This is a genomic window from Enterococcus sp. DIV1089c (genome assembly GCF_050530965.1).
GTDB classification, from domain to species: domain Bacteria; phylum Bacillota; class Bacilli; order Lactobacillales; family Enterococcaceae; genus Enterococcus_B; species Enterococcus_B hirae.
This window is the reverse complement of record NZ_CP172888.1, coordinates 2,141,584-2,159,266: the sequence shown is the minus strand read 5'-3', so window position 1 is coordinate 2,159,266 and position 17,683 is coordinate 2,141,584. Positions and strand designations below refer to the sequence as shown.

The 17,683-nt window shown below is 37.2% G+C and carries 16 protein-coding genes; 13 read left to right on the top strand and 3 right to left on the bottom strand.

The features are described 5' to 3' along the window. Nucleotides 1-55 precede the first annotated feature (55 nt). From IGL30_RS10205 to IGL30_RS10180, 6 genes are read left to right on the top strand one after another with little or no spacing between them, the layout of a single operon-like run. Nucleotides 56-475 (top strand): PTS sugar transporter subunit IIA, encoded by a 420-nt coding sequence (locus tag IGL30_RS10205; protein ID WP_010720759.1) that lies wholly within the window; start codon nucleotides 56-58, stop codon nucleotides 473-475. A gap of 12 nt (nucleotides 476-487) precedes the next feature. Further along, nucleotides 488-958, top strand: a complete 471-nt coding sequence (locus tag IGL30_RS10200; protein ID WP_088745472.1) for a PTS sugar transporter subunit IIB — start codon at nucleotides 488-490, stop codon at nucleotides 956-958. 17 nt (nucleotides 959-975) lie between these two features. Beyond that, the gene (locus IGL30_RS10195) at nucleotides 976-1,755 is read left to right on the top strand and encodes a PTS mannose/fructose/sorbose/N-acetylgalactosamine transporter subunit IIC (RefSeq protein WP_010720757.1); all 780 of its coding nucleotides are present in this window, start codon (nucleotides 976-978) and stop codon (nucleotides 1,753-1,755) included. After that, on the top strand, nucleotides 1,742-2,563 hold the full coding sequence (locus tag IGL30_RS10190; protein ID WP_010720756.1) for a PTS system mannose/fructose/sorbose family transporter subunit IID: 822 nt from the start codon (nucleotides 1,742-1,744) through the stop codon (nucleotides 2,561-2,563). The genes IGL30_RS10195 and IGL30_RS10190 overlap by 14 nt, the downstream gene beginning before the upstream one ends. A gap of 16 nt (nucleotides 2,564-2,579) precedes the next feature. Continuing rightward, nucleotides 2,580-3,629, top strand: coding sequence for an SIS domain-containing protein (locus tag IGL30_RS10185; RefSeq protein ID WP_088745471.1), 1,050 nt, complete (start codon nucleotides 2,580-2,582; stop codon nucleotides 3,627-3,629). Between the two features lie 12 nt (nucleotides 3,630-3,641). Continuing rightward, complete coding sequence (locus tag IGL30_RS10180; protein ID WP_010737180.1) at nucleotides 3,642-4,643, top strand: SIS domain-containing protein; 1,002 nt, start codon at nucleotides 3,642-3,644, stop codon at nucleotides 4,641-4,643. Nucleotides 4,644-4,813: 170 nt separating this feature from the next. Here the strand turns inward: IGL30_RS10180 and IGL30_RS10175 are convergent, their stop codons facing one another. The 3 genes from IGL30_RS10175 to IGL30_RS10165 form a co-directional block, all read right to left on the bottom strand. Beyond that, nucleotides 4,814-5,458 carry a lytic polysaccharide monooxygenase auxiliary activity family 9 protein gene (locus IGL30_RS10175; protein WP_088745470.1) on the bottom strand — a complete coding sequence of 215 codons (645 nt, stop codon included), beginning with the start codon at nucleotides 5,456-5,458 and terminating at the stop codon, nucleotides 4,814-4,816. A gap of 343 nt (nucleotides 5,459-5,801) precedes the next feature. Then, nucleotides 5,802-6,449 carry a lytic polysaccharide monooxygenase auxiliary activity family 9 protein gene (locus IGL30_RS10170; protein ID WP_010737182.1) on the bottom strand — a complete coding sequence of 216 codons (648 nt, stop codon included), beginning with the start codon at nucleotides 6,447-6,449 and terminating at the stop codon, nucleotides 5,802-5,804. A gap of 132 nt (nucleotides 6,450-6,581) precedes the next feature. Continuing rightward, nucleotides 6,582-7,454 (bottom strand): helix-turn-helix domain-containing protein, encoded by an 873-nt coding sequence (locus IGL30_RS10165; protein WP_053766334.1) that lies wholly within the window; start codon nucleotides 7,452-7,454, stop codon nucleotides 6,582-6,584. Nucleotides 7,455-7,671: 217 nt separating this feature from the next. Here IGL30_RS10165 and IGL30_RS10160 point away from each other — a divergent pair, with 217 nt between their 5' ends. From IGL30_RS10160 to yfcC, 7 genes are all read left to right on the top strand, one after another. Beyond that, complete coding sequence (locus IGL30_RS10160; RefSeq protein WP_088745469.1) at nucleotides 7,672-9,405, top strand: fibronectin type III domain-containing protein; 1,734 nt, start codon at nucleotides 7,672-7,674, stop codon at nucleotides 9,403-9,405. Nucleotides 9,406-9,966: 561 nt separating this feature from the next. After that, entirely contained in the window at nucleotides 9,967-10,986 is a 1,020-nt protein-coding gene (locus tag IGL30_RS10155; protein ID WP_088745468.1) for an NAD(P)H-dependent glycerol-3-phosphate dehydrogenase, read from the top strand. Nucleotides 10,987-11,017: 31 nt separating this feature from the next. Beyond that, nucleotides 11,018-11,887 (top strand): UTP--glucose-1-phosphate uridylyltransferase GalU, encoded by an 870-nt coding sequence (gene galU, locus IGL30_RS10150; RefSeq protein WP_034700586.1) that lies wholly within the window; start codon nucleotides 11,018-11,020, stop codon nucleotides 11,885-11,887. A 169-nt stretch (nucleotides 11,888-12,056) separates the two neighbouring features. After that, nucleotides 12,057-12,413 carry a hypothetical protein gene (locus IGL30_RS10145; protein WP_010720747.1) on the top strand — a complete coding sequence of 119 codons (357 nt, stop codon included), beginning with the start codon at nucleotides 12,057-12,059 and terminating at the stop codon, nucleotides 12,411-12,413. 780 nt (nucleotides 12,414-13,193) lie between these two features. Then, on the top strand, nucleotides 13,194-13,793 hold the full coding sequence (locus IGL30_RS10140; RefSeq protein ID WP_010737187.1) for an SIS domain-containing protein: 600 nt from the start codon (nucleotides 13,194-13,196) through the stop codon (nucleotides 13,791-13,793). Nucleotides 13,794-14,369: 576 nt separating this feature from the next. Further along, nucleotides 14,370-15,539, top strand: a complete 1,170-nt coding sequence (locus IGL30_RS10135) for an IS256 family transposase (protein ID WP_430618221.1) — start codon at nucleotides 14,370-14,372, stop codon at nucleotides 15,537-15,539. Nucleotides 15,540-15,796: 257 nt separating this feature from the next. After that, nucleotides 15,797-17,536 carry a putative basic amino acid antiporter YfcC gene (gene yfcC, locus IGL30_RS10130; RefSeq protein WP_010720745.1) on the top strand — a complete coding sequence of 580 codons (1,740 nt, stop codon included), beginning with the start codon at nucleotides 15,797-15,799 and terminating at the stop codon, nucleotides 17,534-17,536. The last annotated feature ends 147 nt before the right edge of the window (nucleotides 17,537-17,683 follow it).

Here is a 17,683-nt window from a genome sequence, read left to right as displayed (position 1 = left end):
TATGTTGGCACGTATCTTGCTTTATTTGTAGTGAGAGTAAGAAAGAGGTGGAAACATGGAAAGAACAATTATTCTAGCCTCCCATGGACGTTTTGCTTCAGGGATTTTAGATTCTTTGGAACTTATTTTTGGTAAAACGCATTCGATCCTAGCGTTAGATTGCTATGGAACTGAAACGTTTGATTTAGCAAAATCAGTGCAGCAATTGATTAACGATCATCAAGGGCAGGAGTTGATCATCATCACTGACTTATTTGGTGGCAGTGTAAACAATGAATTTTTGCAGTACATTAACCGACCGAATATCTACTTGATTGCTGGTTTGAATCTGCCATTGTTGATCGAGATTGCCACAAAAATTGAGACAGCTGATTCAATCGTTGAATTGATCCATCAGGTATTGAATGATTCAAAAGAAATGATCCAATTTTGTAATGAAAGTATCGAAAAAAAAATGGAAGAAGAAGAATTTTAGGAGGGATTGGAAATGATTATTTTAACAAGAGTCGATCATCGTTTATTGCATGGTCAAGTCGCTTTTTCTTGGACACAATCAATTGGGGCAGATTGTATTTTGATCGCAAATGATGATGTGCCAAACAATGAAATACGCAAAACAACCATTAAGCTGGCAAAGCCACAAGGAGTGAAACTAGTGATCAAATCGATTGAAGATTCGATCGCTGCATTACAAAGTGGCGTAACGGATAAATATAAACTATTTATCGTAGTAGAGTCTGTGAAAGATGCGTATCAATTAGCAAAAGCTTGTCCACAGATCAAGCAAATCAATTTAGGTGGGATTAAATCAAAGGAAGGAACGCGGAGTCTAGGTAAAGCGGTCAACGTATTACCTGAAGAAGAAAAATTGTTGGAACAAATGATCGCTAATGGGATAGAAGTAGAAATTCGTCAAGTACCAGCAGATAAAAAAATAGCAGCAAAGGAAGTCTTATGAGAAAGGAAGAATAAAAGATGATCCTACAAGCAATTCTTTTAGGTCTGGTTGCCTTTATTGCGCAATCAGAGTATGCGTTAGGAACTTCCCTGCTTTCTCGTCCGATCGTAACGGGATTATTTACAGGGATTGTTTTGGGAGATGTAAAAACAGGTATTATTATGGGAGCAACTTTGGAATTAGCTTTTATTGGTTCATTTTCAGTTGGAGCATCGATTCCACCAGACGTTGTGACCGGTGGAATCTTAGGAACTGCATTTGCCATTACTGCAGGAGCAGGAACAGAAACAGCATTACTATTAGGGTTACCAATTGCGACACTTACCCTTATTTTAAAAAATGTTTATTTAGGACTCTTGATTCCGATCATGAACCACAGAGCAGATCGTTATGCGGAGGATGGGAATTATAAAGGGGTCGAACACATGCACTTACTAGCTGGTTTCGGCTTGTCATTGATGCTTGGTCTGGTAGTCATGATTTCTTATTTAGTCGGAAGTCAAACGATTGGGAATCTCTTAGCGAAAATACCAGATTTTGTGCAAAACGGATTGACCGTTGCAACTGGGTTGATTCCAGCACTTGGATTTGCCATGCTGGCACGTTTATTGATCAATAAAAAAGTAGCACCTTATTTCTTTTTAGGCTTTGCTGTAGCAGCTTACTTAGAGATTCCAGTAACAGGTATTGCCATCTTTGGGGCGATCTTAGCCGTCATTGTCGTCAATATCATGAACGTACGTCAAGTATCCGTTCAAACTTCAGCAGGGGAGGTAGAAGAGGATGAAGACTTCTAATCAAGAAGAACACAAAGTGACCAAAAAAGAATTGAATCAGGTCTTTTGGCGCTCATTTCAAATGGAATTTTCATGGAACTATGAAAGACAGATGAATATGGCCTATGTCTTTGCCATCATTCCCATCTTGAAAAAGCTCTATCATACTAAAGAAGAAATGTCAGCAGCGCTTAAACGACACTTGGAATTTTTTAACACGACACCACATATCGTGACCCTGATCTTAGGGATCAATGCAGCAATGGAAGAAGAAAATAAAAATGACCCAGAGTTTGATGTAACAGCTATCGATAGTATCAAGACCTCACTAATGGGTCCTTTAGCAGGGTTAGGCGATTCATTCTTTTGGGGAACGTTGCGTTTGATTGCGACGGGTGTTGGGACTTCGCTAGCACTACAAGGAAATATTTTAGGACCAATTTTATTCCTTTTGATTTTCAATATCCCTCATGTTTTGTTTCGTTACTTGGCAACAAGTTGGGGCTATCGACTAGGTACTGGATTTTTAAAGAAAATCCAAGCAAACGGAATGATGGAAAGTTTGACGTTAGGTGCTTCAATCATTGGATTGATGGTAGTTGGCGGAATGACTGCGACGATGATCGATATCAATATTCCTTTGAAAATCGGAACAGGTGAAAATGCCGTCACGATCCAAAGTATTTTTGATGATATCGTTCCTCATATTTTAAGTTTAGGTGCCTTTGGAGCAGTCTTTTATTTATTGAAAAAAGAAGTCAAACCATTGATGATTTTGATTGGATTAGCTATTTTTGGGATTGCTGGTTCATGGATTGGTATCTTTTAGAAAAGGAGAGAACAAGATGGTCACAATGCTTGATTATATTCATGAAGAAAAAACAGTTTTATCAGCGATTCTTGAAAAGAATGATTCGTCACTTCATGTGTCTTATCAAAACATGCAACACGTTCTGATTCTGGCGACAGGTTCTTCGTATAATGCTTGTCTTGCTGCAAAGCCGGCACTAGAAAGCTATGGAGACATCACTGTGGATATCCAAGAACCTTATCATTTTAATCATTATGGGAAATTGTCAGAAGAAGTTGATACAGTCATCGCTGTTTCTCAAAGTGGGAAAAGTGCTTCGACAGTCGATGCCATCCAAAAGATCCGATCATCAAAACGACGGACGATCGCTTTAACTGGAGATGATCAAAGTCCGATCACCAAAGAAGTGGATCAAGTGATTGACTTGAATATGGGCGTGGAAAAAGTGGGGTTTGTTACCAAGGGCTATTCAGCAACCGTTCTTCAGTTGATTCTCTTAGGTCTAGCGATTGGAACCAGTAAAGACAGAATAACAGCAGCGCAAAAAGAAGAAAAACTAGTTCAACTAAGAGAAATCGTGATGAAAATTCCTCAGATCATTGCGCAAACAGAACAATTTTTTGAAAAAAATGAAGCACTCTTTCGTGTAGCAAAACGATTTATTGCGATCGGATATGGACCGAATTGGGGAACAGCGAAAGAGTTTGAAACCAAGTTTACAGAAACTGTTAGGGAACCTTCCCAAGGCTTTGAATTAGAGGCATACATGCACGGTCCGTATTTAGAAGCCAATCCTGGTCACATCCTATTCTTCCTGGAAACCGATAGTGATAGTCAAAAACGTTCCCAGCGATTAGCACAATACATGAAACAATATGTTGGACAGGTCATTGTTGTAACGACTGAAGGAGAAACGACTGAGAATCAGCTTAGTCTGGGAATCACTAGCGAAGAAGATCTTTCTGTTTTAGCTTTAGTTGTACCGATCCAAGTTTTGGCTTATAAAATTGCGACTGCTAAAGGGATCGATTTAGGTCAAAGAATTTTTGATGATTTTGATGAAGTATTAAAAAGTAAAATTTAAGAGGTGGAGACTATGTTAAAATTCAATGAACAAAAACAAATCGAGGATATCAATGGGGCGCTAGCTTTACGTCCGCAAGTGGAACAAATCATTGACGGATTGGGAGAGGGATTCGATGCAATTTATTATTTAGGAATCGGCGGAACCTACGCATCAGCGATGCAAGCTGTGACTTATATGAATGGTAAAAGTAACCTACCTGTTTATGTCCAACATGCAGCAGAATATTACACAACTGGCAACAAACGCCTAACAGAAAAATCAATTGTTGTCTTGTCTTCAGTTACTGGTACCACGCAAGAAGTCGTGCAAGCGGTCAAAGAAATCAAAACAGTGGGTGCGACACTGATCGGGTTTATTGATACAAAAGAGAGTATTCTCGCTGAACTTTGTGACCATACGATCACTTATCCTGCACCTGGAACCGAACAAATCAAATTCTTTATGGTCGCAGATCGTTTGATGTATAATCATGGCGAATTTGAAGACTACGAAACCTATTATCAACAATTAGAAGAGCACTTAGCAGTTGGCTTAGTCGAAGCCGAAAAACAAGCAGATGCTTTTGGATTAGCGTTTGCTGAAAAACATCGTCACGATTCGATGCACTATTTTATCGGTGCTGGGAACCAATGGGGCGCTGTCTATTCTTATGCGATGTGTTATTGGGAAGAGCAAAGTTGGTTGCCTTCTAAATCGATCCACGCTGCTGAATTTTTACATGGTACGCTAGAAGTGATTGAAGAAACGACACCAGTGACGTTGTTCTTAGGAGAAGATGAACAACGTGTACTTGCAGAAAGAGTCGCAAACCTATTACCAAAAATCTGTGCAAATTATACATTGATTGATACAAAAGACTATCCAATTGAAGGAATTGACGAAAGTTATCGTGGGCGTGTCCTTTCTTATTTGCTGATGCATGCGGTGACGCAACGAATCGATGCGCATATCGAGCAATTAAATTGTCACCCCTTAGAAATCAGAAGATATTACCGTCAATTTGAGTATTAAGCGACACAATCAGTTCTAAGAGGAACGATTTCGTAAAATAATAAAATAAAACATACCAATATGAATCGTCTGTCAGTGAAATAAACGGTTCATGCTGGTATGTTTTTTGGTTATGACATGGATCAAGTGAGCGATTTGATCCGTGTGTTGATATGTTGATAGAAGAATTTTTATGAATTGTTTGATAAGTCAGTTAAGAGATTACGAGGTTGGATATTCGCATCAATCACATTGTAAAAGGCATTTGAAGTATCATTCACATCCCAAACGGCTAAGATGATATGATAACCGAGATGATCACTTGGAATAGTGATCGTGTGTGTTAGATTTGTGTCGGCATCTTTCCCGTGACCGTCTACCTCACCTATAAATTGAAATTCATCGCGGGATAATGGTTTGTTTGGATTCCAATTATTTTTCGTGATATAGTAATGCCATTTAGCTGTTTTATGTGCGGCAGTATAAGACCAAGTGAATTTCGTTGGACCAGTTGAAAGGTTTTGTTTTGTCCAAATAGTAGCAGTTTGTTTGTCTAATTCAAATCCTTTGGCACCATTTGCGGAAGCAATTTTTCCATCTGCAGGTCCACCATTTGGGAATCCTTTAGGTGCTTCTAGTGATTGTGGCTCAGTAATTATTTCACCGTATTTTTCAAGAGCTGCATGCCAATTCTTCCTACTGTCTAATTCTCCTTGATAGGCACGACTGATAGGTTTCTCCACATAACCGTGAGCATCCACATTAACTGTCGATAAGGCAGTTAAACCAGTTGTTGCTAAAACGAGACCTAATCCTACGACTAAACTTTTTTTCATCTTGATTCCCTCCATCAATTGCTTATTATGTGAAATAAATTTTTTCACAAAAATAGTATAAAACGATAGGAGAAGAGGGTTAAATATTGTTTGTTATTGCAACAAAAAAAGTATGGTTCCTAAAAAAGTACACTCAGTTCGCTATCATGAAAAAGCGTTCGATAAAAGATAACTTCTTTCTGATACGCTCTTATTATTGATGAGTGGCAAAAGTGAAACGAAAAAGATCCCACGATGTTGAGCCTAGCAATACTAGAACTACCCATCGTGGGAAAGATTGAGCAAATGTTTTCAATAAACAGTAAAGAAAATGAAGAATGATTGATTGTTCAGTTAAAGAGAATCACATGGATTCATTTAAATCATTTAAGATACTACGAGGTTGGATATTCGCATCAATGACATTGTAGAAGGCATTTGATGTATCACTTACATCCCAAACTGCTAAAATCACATGATAACCTATCCGGTCATTTGGGATCGTAATGGTGTGAGTTGGACTCGTGCTAGCTTGCGCACCTTTTCCTTGGACTTCGCCGATCAATTGAAGTTCATTGCGAGAAAGTGGTTTATTCTGGTTCCAACCTGGTTTAGTGATATAGTAATGCCATTTACTAGTTGGGTGTGATTGCGTATACTTCCAAGTGAATTTTGTCGCTCCCCCTGTTAAATTTTGTTTCGTCCATAGACTAGAAGTTTGCTTATCTAATTCAAATCCTCTTGCACCATTTGCAGAAGCGATTTTTCCATCTGCTGGTCCACCTTTAGGGAATCCCTGAGGAGCTTCTAGTGATTGTGGTTCATTAATGATCGGACCATATTTTTGAACTGCGAAATCATAGCCAATGTTTTCTTTATCCAATTGACCTTGATAGGCACGGCTAATTGGCGAGATAACATAACCATGTGCTGAAACATTGACGGAAGATAATGTTGTCAATCCTGTCGTTGCTAAAACCAAACCTAACCCTAATAAAGAACTTTTTTTCATATTATAACTTTCCTCCAAATAATTTTTATGAAAAGGTTTTCTTTTCATGGATTTAGTATAACGGGGAGAACAATAAGCTTAGATTGTTTGTCTAGCATTACAACAAAAATAACATCTTCCGGTTCGTAATTGTTAATTAGCTTTGTTTTGTAAACTGCTTTCAATCAATGAATTTTTGAGATTACTAAAATATTCTTTAGCATTAGTCAAATCTAACCACTCAAAAAAACGAAGACCCTTTTCGATTTCCGGGATGGCTGAATGATCGCCATCTGCTAATCGATCCAAAGCCGCAAATAATTTATACTGGGCAAGATCAATTGACTGTTTGTGATTTTGCGTTAATCTTTTCAGTTCGCATAGAAAAAGTTTTCTAAGAATCGCAGAATGACGGTTAAATGAGAGGCGTAAACCATTTAGAATAAAATTAGAGAAAAGTTCTGAATAGTAGGTAGCGTCTATGTACGTTTTCATTTTTGATACACTGGTTTGAAAGAGATGGATGATGTATTGATCATCAAAAATAAACAAACAGTTTGAAAAAATCGTTAGTTCAAAATGTCCCCAGGTTTCAATTTTTTCAAGATAATTTTTGATCACAAAAATTTCTTCTTCTATTTTCAAAGTGGTATCAGTATGGTTGTAGAGGTAGTTCATAATCAATTTTCGTTGGGCATAAATCAAACGATAGTAGATGCTGCCTGTTTTTTCGTATTCATTTAGTAGTTCTAATTCTTGTTCGTGAGTAATTTTTTTGGATGAGATGAGATAGTTGGTCAATTTTTGTTTATTCGTAAGTGAATTGCTATTAAGAAGAAATTGATACTCTTCTAAAGTAATGTTCATTCGTTCAAGGTAGTTAACTAATAGTTCAAAACTGATCTTTGTTCCTCTTGATTCAAACGCTGCAAGGGTTCCTCGTTGTGAGATACCTCGTGTCAACTGTTCTTGTGTTAAGCCACGTTCTTTTCTTAACTTACGAATCAGAGACGAATGGTTAGTCATGTTTTTATCCTCCTAGTGTTTTTTTATATATATTGTAGATGTTTTTTTAAATATATCACAAATGTAATAAAATTTAAATAAAGCGTCATTTTTGCACGCTTTTAAAGAAGAAGTGCGTAATCGATTATTTGGGTGTTGCAATACTATGCAAATAATTGTAATCGTTTTAATTGATGGTGTAATATGTTATGTAATAAAGAATAATGGAGGCGGTTTGATGAAGAAAAAACTAGTATTATTTTCTGTAGGCGTGTTTAGTGCAATAGTAAGTGGAGGTACGACGGTTTTTGCAGCTGATGCAGCAGACACGATGCCTGACCTCGCGAATAAACAAATTGCAGTCGGATACTATCATAACTGGCAAGCGGAACAAGGCGCAGGCTATCAAGGAGGTCGTCCAGCCGACATTGATTTGGCCAAAATAAATCCTTTTTACAATGTAGTGACGGTTTCGTTTATGAAAGGAGAAGGGATTCCTACTTTTAAACCTTATAATATGACGGATCAGGCCTTTCGTGAAAAAGTAGCAACATTGAATGCGCAAGGGCGAGCAGTCATTATTTCTCTAGGAGGAGCAGATTCACATATTGAATTACATCGCGGCCAGGAACAAGCTTTTGCGAATGAAATCATTCGGTTAGTAGAAGTATATGGCTTTGATGGATTAGATATTGATTTGGAACAAACTGCGGTGGCTGCTGGGGATAATCAAACAGTCATTCCGGCGGCATTAAAAATCGTTCGTGAGCATTACAAGAAAGAAAACAAACATTTTATTATCTCAATGGCGCCTGAATTTCCATACTTAAGAACAAATGGGGCATATGTACCATACATTACAGCTTTACAAAATGAATATGACTTTATTGCCCCTCAATTGTATAATCAAGCAGGCGATGGGATTAGTGTTGGGACGGAATGGATTGCCCAAAACAATGACAATAAAAAGTATGAATTTTTGTACGGGATTTTAAAATCATTTAATGAAGGAAGCGGTGGCTTTATCCAAATTCCTGCAAGTAAACTAGCATTAGGGATCCCAGCTAACGAAGATGCCGCAGCGAATGGCTATGTTAAAGATCCTTCAAAGGTCTACCAAGTGTTTGAACAAATGACAAAAGATCAAACGCCATTAAAAGGAATCATGACATGGAGTGTCAATTGGGACGAGGGCAGAAATAAAGCTGGGATTGCCTATAATCAGTCGTTTGCGAATGCTTATCAAGGATTGTTCAAAGAGCAAGTACCAGATACTGAGAAACCTTCTAAACCAGAAAATTTAAAAGGAACTGCAACGCAATCAAGCATTTCATTAAGCTGGTCAGCTTCTACTGATAATGTGCGTGTTTCTCATTATAATATTTATCAAAACAAACAACTCATTGGCACTAGTAACACAACCAATTATACGGTGAGCAATTTATCCCCTGACACAACCTATTCATTTACGGTTGAAGCAGTCGATACATCAGGAAATCGCTCAACATCGTCTGATGTATTAACGATCAGAACACAAGCTGGTTCACAATTACCAGCCCCTTCGATGCCAACTGGTTTAGTAGTAAAAGGTGTATCGCAAAACTCTGTGACACTCGGTTGGTCTGCAAATGATCCGAAAGAAGAGGTCATCGGCTATGAAATCTATCGAAATGGCGTTCTATTAACAACCACGATGACACCAGATTTTATAGACAAGGGATTAATGTCTGATACGACATACACTTATCAAATCGCAGCAGTCAATTCTTCTGGTATTTCTAAGAAAAGTCAACAAGTGACAGCGAAAACGACAGCAGATAATCAAGCAGAAGAATGGAAAATTGGGAAATTATATAATATTGGTGATATTGTGACCTATAAAGGAAATCTTTACCGTTGTCGTAACATCCACATGGGACAAATCGGTTGGGAACCTGATGTGGCTTTAGCATTATGGCTGAAGATCAGTTAATAAAGTTAACAAAATAAAAAAAGAGTCAGAGTGCAGTATGTCAGGGCTATTACAATGAGGATGTAATGAGGACATACACATATAAAGCGCACTCTGATTTTTTTACATAAAATTGTCAGAATCAAAATATAAGATAAGCCACGCAACCATTTTACATGCTCTGATCTAAATAGTTATTTTCAGTTGTTCAGGATGAGAGAATAAACAAAAGAAGAAAACACACAGTTCAATCTGAATTCTGGTGTTTTCTTCTTTTATCATTTAGTAACGATCGTACAAAAGTGATGGGACAAACGATGCAACCCATATCGCTGGAATAAAAATAACTGAAACATTAATTAAAATGGCGGTGTAACAGACCACATATTCTAGCCCCCCTTTCTAGTTGATTCAATGATTATTTATATGATAATTATAACGCTTTGAATGACATAAAATTAAAATGTATCTTAATACAACAATGTCAAGTGTTAAACAAACTGTTAAAACGGGAAAAATAGTTTTCAACATTTAGAGTATCTATACTATAATAGTTACTATCAACTATTTGGAGGAATATCAATGAAACAAAAAATTGCAGTTTTAGGCCCAGGCTCTTGGGGGACTGCTTTAGCGCAAACCTTAGCAGAAAACGGACATGATGTTCGTGTTTGGGGAAATGTTCCTGAACAAATCGATGAAATTAATCAGTATCATACAAATAAACAATTTTTACCTAACCTAAAAATTTCCGAAACGATTATCGGTTATAAAGAATTAGCAGAAGCAGTGAAGGATGTCGATGCGGTTTTATTCGTTGTACCAACGAAAGCCATTCGTTCAGTTGCTCAAGAATTGATTGAGAAAATGAATACTAAACCAATCATCATTCATGCAAGTAAAGGGTTAGAGCAAGGAACACATAAACGCATTTCTGAAGTTATTGCTGAAGAGATTCCAGAGGAAAAAAGAAAGGCAATCGTCGTGCTTTCTGGACCAAGCCACGCGGAAGAAGTTGCTGTTCATGATATTACGACCATTACTGCTGCAAGCATTGATCAGCAAGCGGCAATCTATGTGCAAGATCTGTTCATGAATGATTATTTTAGAATTTATACGAATAATGATGTCATCGGAGTTGAAACGGGTGCGGCTTTAAAAAATATCATTGCTATCGGTGCTGGTGCCATCCATGGATTAGGTTTTGGTGATGATGCAAAAGCGGCGATCATGACTCGAGGATTAGCGGAGATTAGCCGTCTAGGAGTGGCAATGGGTGCCAATCCATTGACATTTATTGGCTTGAGTGGTGTAGGTGACTTGATCGTGACTTGTACAAGTGTTCATTCTCGTAACTGGCGAGCAGGAAATTTGCTTGGTCAAGGACATAAATTAGAAGAAGTACTTGAGAATATGGGAATGGTGGTTGAAGGAGTCTCTACCACTAAAGCTGCGGTTGAATTAGCGGAACAACTAGGGGTAGAGATGCCGATCACACAGACAATCTACAATGTATTATATAATGGAGAAGACATCAAACAAGCAGCCAAAGAAATCATGTTGCGAGATGGTAAAATAGAGAATGAATTTTCATTAAGCTAAGGGCTTATATTGAAATGAAAGGACGGGGTGTATGAAAGTTAAGAAAGCAATCATACCTGCAGGTGGTTTAGGCACGCGTTTTTTACCTGCGACAAAAGCAATGGCTAAAGAAATGCTTCCTATTGTTGACAAACCAACGATCCAATTCATTGTTGAAGAAGCGTTAAAATCTGGGATTGAAGATATTTTAATTGTTACTGGGAAAGAAAAACGTCCTATCGAAGATCATTTTGATGCTAACCTTGAATTGGAATTAAATCTGCGTGAGAAGGGAAAACTCGATTTATTAAGTACCATCAAGGAAACGGAAGCTGTTAATCTTCATTTTATCCGACAATCTTACCCTAAAGGATTAGGGCATGCAGTTCTTCAGGCCAAAGCATTTGTAGGAGATGAACCATTTGTTGTCATGTTAGGGGACGACTTGATGGTGGATCAAGTCCCTTTGACAAAACAGCTAATGATGGACTTCGAGGAAACTCATTCATCAACGATTGCAGTGATGGAAGTTTTGCCAGAAGATACAGGAAAATATGGAATCATTGATCCTGGAGAGGAAGAAAAAACTGGGTTATATCGAGTAAGAAAAATGGTAGAAAAACCTACTCCTCAAGAGGCGCCTAGTAACCTTGCCATTATTGGACGCTATTTATTAACACCAGACATTTTTCCAATACTCGAAACGCAAACACCAGGTGCGGGCAATGAAATCCAATTAACGGATGCGATTGATACATTAAATCGCCATCAAAAAGTCTATGCAAGAAATTTTAAAGGGAGACGATATGATGTTGGTGATAAATATGGTTACATGCGAACCAATATTGATTATGGGTTACAACATCCAGAAATCGGCGCTGCCCTTAAAGAGTATCTGATACAACTTAGTAAAGAGTTATAATTTCTAAACTAAGGTACTTTTACTTGGTCTTATCTAGTTCGTTGCTTAAATTTTAGTAAAATACTTTTTGTTAGCTATTAAAATAAACGTCATTTTTCTTATTATGTAGTAATATAAAAGAGTTATGGCAAAATTGACTTTTAAATACAGAAAAGGTGTGTAGCTTTGTATGGGAAAATTGATTACAATCGGTCAAACACTTCTTGATGGATTGAAATGGCTGATGGAAGGAAATAACTGGTTGTTTTTGACTCCATTGGTGCTAATTTGTGGATATGTTTTCATTCAAATGGCTAGAAAAAAAGAGAAATTATTGATTTTTATCTGGTATTTAGCAACAATTTCTATTTTAAGTGTTATGCTTGAACTTGCTTTAGGTGCGTGGGAAGCTATGATTTTTGCTTTGATATTTATCATAGGTTATTTCATCATCTTTATCCCTTATTTCTTTAGAGGCGTTCATATCGGCAAAAAAGGCAGACACACGGCTTCTCATCGCAGAACAAAACGATCAGATAAACGCTAAAAGCAGTGAGTTAAGAAAGTTGATCCATGTAGCTTGCAACTACGGTTATTGCTCGCTTGAGTTTTTCGTTAGAACAAAGCAACGGCTGGTTAAATCCATTTTATTTGGATGAGCGGTTGCTTTTTTGTCTGGTTTTAGGGTCTGAGTATGCCATTTAAGGAATGGGAGTTAGCGAAAAGCAGTAGGGGAGAGTCATCTTGGTAGGCTAAACAAAAAAATGATCATGACATGTTTAATTGTGGACGGCAAATTTATTTATTTAAGTAGATATTGGCTGTTATCATTGTTAAAAAATAAATCTAAAAACAAGAATCCTATCGTGATAGGATTCTTGTTCAGTTAAAAAAGTTGATTTATATGTCAAGAAAACAGACCATGTTTTTTTTATTTTTTCGGACTTGCACTTGTCTGATAGATTACTTAAAATGATTGAAGATAGAAACAGCAGAATAAAAAAAGGCTCCCTAATAGTTAGCGGCAACTAACTATCAGGGAATGACCAGTCACACGTATAAACCCTGACCGATCATTTGCCATAGTCAATGCAAGGCATCGACCGTATTTATTGTACCTAATTTCTGGGGAGATTTCTACCCTTGTGTCGGTTTTTCGATGGTCGGTAGCTCGTTTATTTACTATGTCAAGGTATTGGGCAGTATGCTCAATGCCTTTTTTTATCTTTCATTTTCAAGCAAAAGGTTGATACGTCTTAACTGATTTCTTTTTTTATGTTTTAGCGCACTTGCTGTTTTTGTTGTGAAATTAAAGGTGGAGAAATAAATGAGTTTACGCTATTTTGATTATTATCAGCAACTAGAAAAGAAATTAAGAATCGAAGAACCCTTGATGGTTCAAGCTGCTTCTTTAATTGCTCGTCAAGTTTCATTAGGTGGACGTTTACAAATCTTTGCTAGTCGTACACTAAGCGGGATAGCATTTGAGTTTTGGGAGCATTTACCTGAAATGATACCGGGCAAGTTAATTGAAAATCCGGCAAATGGGATATATGAAACTTTGGAAGGAACAGGAAAAGCGATCATTGATCAGCTCTCTGTCAAACAAGCAGATATTTTTCTACTTCTTTCCAATGAAGGTAGGGATCCAAGTATTGTGGAGTTAGCTCAATGGATCAAGTCAAATGGTCATTTACTGATTATTGTTACTGGATTTGATCTCTCGCGAAGTATCAAATCACAACACAGTAATGGGTTGCGACTGTTTGAATTTGCTGACCTAGTATTGGATAACCATGCACAAATGAATGATACCGCTTTATCATTGTCAGAAGTTGAGCTTGCTCTTTGTGATAGTTCCTCTATCGCTACCATATTACTATTGCAGCAAACCCTATATTTTACAGTCTGCCAGCTGATTCGTTAGGGAACGTAAAAATAGAATGAATGGAAACATTGCCTTGAAGTAGATGAAAAAGGGACACCTTTGAATAAAACTAGGAACATTCGGCGATTTCTAAGTGTTAGTGTAAAAAGTAGAGCAAGGTAACCTCTTTTTTCAATAGTTAAAACAAGCAAAATATCACAAAGAAGAGACAAAAAAGAATTCACTTGAATTCTTTTTTGTCTCTTAATACACGTTGATGAAAGAGTCTTCCCCAAAACTCTTTACATTGCAATTATAGTACATTAGTTATGATTATTGCAATGAAGATTGTTTATAGATTAAAAAAAGTCTGAAGCAGCTATTTTTTCTCATAGACTATCTGTTTTTTTATTCGTTTTTTTTCGGATAAATAATGAATAAAAAATTCTATTTATATCGAATGTTGAAAAAATATACATATTTTAAAAATGATAAAATATAATTGGTTTTTCTTCATAAATAATAAAACAAGTAAAGATATCGAGAGTGTAAAATATTTTGTGTAAATAGAAAAAAGGAAGTCCCTTCTGTAGAATAGAGTTACCACAACACATTCACAGAAAAGAGGACTTCCATATGAACGATTTTACTACAGAAATTCTAAAGACTCTAGCGAACAAAGGCGATTTGAATGAATTATTCCGTGTCCATTTGGAAAAAGCTGTCAATACGCTTCTCAAAACGGAGTTAACGGCTTTCCTCGATTACGAAAAGTACGATCGCATTGGTTTTAACACGGGTAATTCTCGTAACGGCTCCTATGACCGTACGGTCAAGACCGAGTACGGGGAACTTCATCTCCAGATTCCGCGCGACCGCAACGGCGAGTTCAAGCAACAGACTGTTCCTGCTTATAGACGGACGAATGATACCTTAGAGGAGACCGTCATTCACCTCTTCCGAAAAGGTATTACCATGTGGGAAATCGCAGACTTGATTGAGAAAATGTATGGGCATCACTACACGCCCCAAACCATGTCCAACATGACTAAAGTGCTGACTGAAGAAGTAAATGCATTTAAAGTTAGAACTCTAAATGATAAGTATGTCGCTATTTTCATGGATGCTACTTATATTCCTTTAAAAAGACAAACTGTTTCAAAAGAAGCAGTTTATATTGTAATTGGCATTCGATTAGATGGAACCAAAGAGGTTCTTGGGTTTAGTCTTGCTCCAACTGAATCTGCTTATGTTTGGAAAGAGATTCTTCAAGACCTAAAAGACCGTGGTTTAAAAGAGGTTTTATTAGTCGTAACTGATGGTTTAAGTGGCATTAACGATAGTATTCATAGTGTTTATCCAAATGCTCAATTTCAACAATGTTGTGTCCATATATCTAGAAATATCGCTCATAAGGTTCGTGTTAGTGATCGACAAGAAATCTGTAGCGATTTCAAATTAGTTTATCAAGCAAGTTCAAAAGAAGAAGCAAATAATCAAATAAGGTTTATGATAGATAAATGGAAAAAGCAGTATCCACGAGTGGTTAAATTGCTCATGAATCCTGCTATATTAACCTTTTATAATTTCCCTCCGTCAATCAGAAGAACTATTTATTCAACTAATTTGATTGAAGGTTTTAACAAACAATTAAAGAAATATACCAAAAGAAAAGAGCAATTTCCTAATGAAGAATCTCTGGAGAGATTTCTAGTATCTCAATTCAACAACTATAATCAAAAGTTTCTATGCCGAGTTCATAAAGGTTTTAAAGAAATACATGATACATTAGAATCAATGTTTTAACTTAATCAACAGAATGGGCTTTTCCATTTACACATAATTCTTGACGCAACCAAGATATCATATGAAACTAATTGATTATATCCTTGCATCACAAAATACAAGAGAATTATTTAACTTTTTTTGGTTGCTTTTAACAAAAATAAAAAAGATTGCTTTAATAGATAATTAATGTGTTTAGCGTTTTTTTGCTGTATAATCTAATCTGATATTGATTGTTTTATTCATAAAAATTTAAAGATAGAAAGGAAGACTTCATAGTGAAGAAGCAAGTGTCTTCGGGGAAATCCAAACGGGATCTCACAAAAATGACGACACCCCATACTTATGTCATCATTTTTGGAGTGGTCATCCTTGCTTGGTTGCTGACATTTATTGTACCAGCAGGAAAATTTAGTACACAAGATATCGAATACCAAGATGCAAATGGAGAAACAAGTACGCGAACTGTATTACGCCAAGATTCATTTCGTTATGCTTATGCCTTGGATCGCTCCTATGTATTTGATCAATTAGAGAAGTTACAAAATGATCCGACGGAAAGAGAGAAATTAAAAGTCCCTGAAAAAGGGTTAGAAGAAGTGATTTCTGAAGGTGAAAAGAAATTAACGCAAGAAAAGTTAGATGAAATCTCTTTAACAGATGATGTACTTTATGACCAATTTGGCGAACGCATTTATGATACTTCAAAAAAACTCCATAAAACGGCTCGAGTATGGGGGACCGATGATTTTGGTGGTTTCGGATTTTTGAATTTTGTCTTTGAAGGGTTAGTTTCAGGAGACAAGTATGGATCGGCTGTCGGAATCGCTGCGCTTATTTTAGTTGTTGGTGGTGCTTTTGGAATTATCATGCGCACCGGGGCAATTGATGCAGGGATCTATGCTTTCATCAGTAAGACAAGGGGACTGGAGCGTTTAGCCTTACCGCTATTATTTTTTGCTTTTTCATTCGGTGGCGCGACATTCGGCATGGCAGAGGAAGTCATTCCTTTTTCTATGGTGATGGTCCCATTTGTGATAGCTCTTGGTTATGACTCGATCGTTGCAGTAACAGTCACGTATGTCGCCTCTCAAGTCGGAAATGCGACTTCCTGGATGAGTCCGTTTAGTGTAGCAGTTGCTCAAGGGATCGCTGGCATTCCAGTGTTATCGGGTGCGACGTTCCGATTGATCATGTGGGTCGTTATCACAGCGTTATCTGCTGGCTATTTGATGATTTATGGGGAGAAAATCCGTAAAAACCCTGAAAGCTCATTGACGTATAAATCAGATGATTATTTCAGAAGTCATTTGAAAAAAACAACCGACGAGAAAAAAGCGTTTATGTTGGGACACAAATTGATTTTACTTGAAATGCTCATCGTATTGGTTTGGATCGTTTGGGGTGTTACGCAAGAAGGGTATTATATCCCAGAAATTGCTTCACAATTTTTTGTTATGGGATTAGTCGCAGGGATCATTGCAGTAATCTTCAAATTGGATGGCATGCGGATCAATGATATTGCCTCTTCTTTCCAATCGGGTGCTGCTGATCTAGCTGGAACAGCAATCGTTGTAGGGATGGCAAAAGGGATCTTATTAGTATTAGGTGGCTCAGATGCTTCTGTTCCTTCTGCTTTAAACACCATTCTACATGGTATCGGTACAGCTTTAGCAGGAGTACCAGCGGCTATCGGAGCGTGGGCAATGTATATTTTCCAAAGCCTGTTTAATTTAGTCGTGACATCCAATTCTGGTCAAGCGGCGTTAACGATGCCAATCATGGCACCACTTGCTGACTTAGTAGGGGTCTCTCGTCAAGTAGCTGTATTAGCTTATCAATTAGGCGCTGGATTTATGGATGCCTTTACCCCTGTATCAGCTAGTTTGATTGGTGTCTTAGGTGTTGCACGTATCGAGTGGGCAAAATGGGCAAGATTCCAAATCAAAATGCAAGGATTCTTTTTTGTCCTAGGTACTATCTTTATCATGATTGCGATAGCAATCGGCTTACAATAGCGAAGCAATAAAGTTAAGGCTAGTGAAGAATACACGAATCGTGTTTTTTCTGATGACAGAGGAACTCGATGCTTTTTCAAACTTACTAGCCAAAAAGTTGACTTATAGAAAGCAAGCCGAAGAGACTGAAAATAGTTTGTCTTATTT

What these genes read in the sequence shown, in the direction of transcription:
- IGL30_RS10140 (WP_010737187.1), top strand. Translation starts at nt 13,194, where the DNA reads ATGAGTTTACGCTATTTTGATTATTATCAGCAACTAGAAAAGAAATTA.
- IGL30_RS10185 (WP_088745471.1), top strand. Translation starts at nt 2,580, where the DNA reads ATGGTCACAATGCTTGATTATATTCATGAAGAAAAAACAGTTTTATCA.
- IGL30_RS10195 (WP_010720757.1), top strand. Translation starts at nt 976, where the DNA reads ATGATCCTACAAGCAATTCTTTTAGGTCTGGTTGCCTTTATTGCGCAA.
- IGL30_RS10205 (WP_010720759.1), top strand. Translation starts at nt 56, where the DNA reads ATGGAAAGAACAATTATTCTAGCCTCCCATGGACGTTTTGCTTCAGGG.
- IGL30_RS10165 (WP_053766334.1), bottom strand. Translation starts at nt 7,454, where the DNA reads ATGACTAACCATTCGTCTCTGATTCGTAAGTTAAGAAAAGAACGTGGC.
- IGL30_RS10175 (WP_088745470.1), bottom strand. Translation starts at nt 5,458, where the DNA reads ATGAAAAAAAGTTTAGTCGTAGGATTAGGTCTCGTTTTAGCAACAACT.
- IGL30_RS10200 (WP_088745472.1), top strand. Translation starts at nt 488, where the DNA reads ATGATTATTTTAACAAGAGTCGATCATCGTTTATTGCATGGTCAAGTC.
- galU (WP_034700586.1), top strand. Translation starts at nt 11,018, where the DNA reads ATGAAAGTTAAGAAAGCAATCATACCTGCAGGTGGTTTAGGCACGCGT.
- IGL30_RS10190 (WP_010720756.1), top strand. Translation starts at nt 1,742, where the DNA reads ATGAAGACTTCTAATCAAGAAGAACACAAAGTGACCAAAAAAGAATTG.
- IGL30_RS10145 (WP_010720747.1), top strand. Translation starts at nt 12,057, where the DNA reads ATGGGAAAATTGATTACAATCGGTCAAACACTTCTTGATGGATTGAAA.
- IGL30_RS10170 (WP_010737182.1), bottom strand. Translation starts at nt 6,449, where the DNA reads ATGAAAAAAAGTTCTTTATTAGGGTTAGGTTTGGTTTTAGCAACGACA.
- IGL30_RS10155 (WP_088745468.1), top strand. Translation starts at nt 9,967, where the DNA reads ATGAAACAAAAAATTGCAGTTTTAGGCCCAGGCTCTTGGGGGACTGCT.
- IGL30_RS10135 (WP_430618221.1), top strand. Translation starts at nt 14,370, where the DNA reads ATGAACGATTTTACTACAGAAATTCTAAAGACTCTAGCGAACAAAGGC.
- IGL30_RS10180 (WP_010737180.1), top strand. Translation starts at nt 3,642, where the DNA reads ATGTTAAAATTCAATGAACAAAAACAAATCGAGGATATCAATGGGGCG.
- IGL30_RS10160 (WP_088745469.1), top strand. Translation starts at nt 7,672, where the DNA reads ATGAAGAAAAAACTAGTATTATTTTCTGTAGGCGTGTTTAGTGCAATA.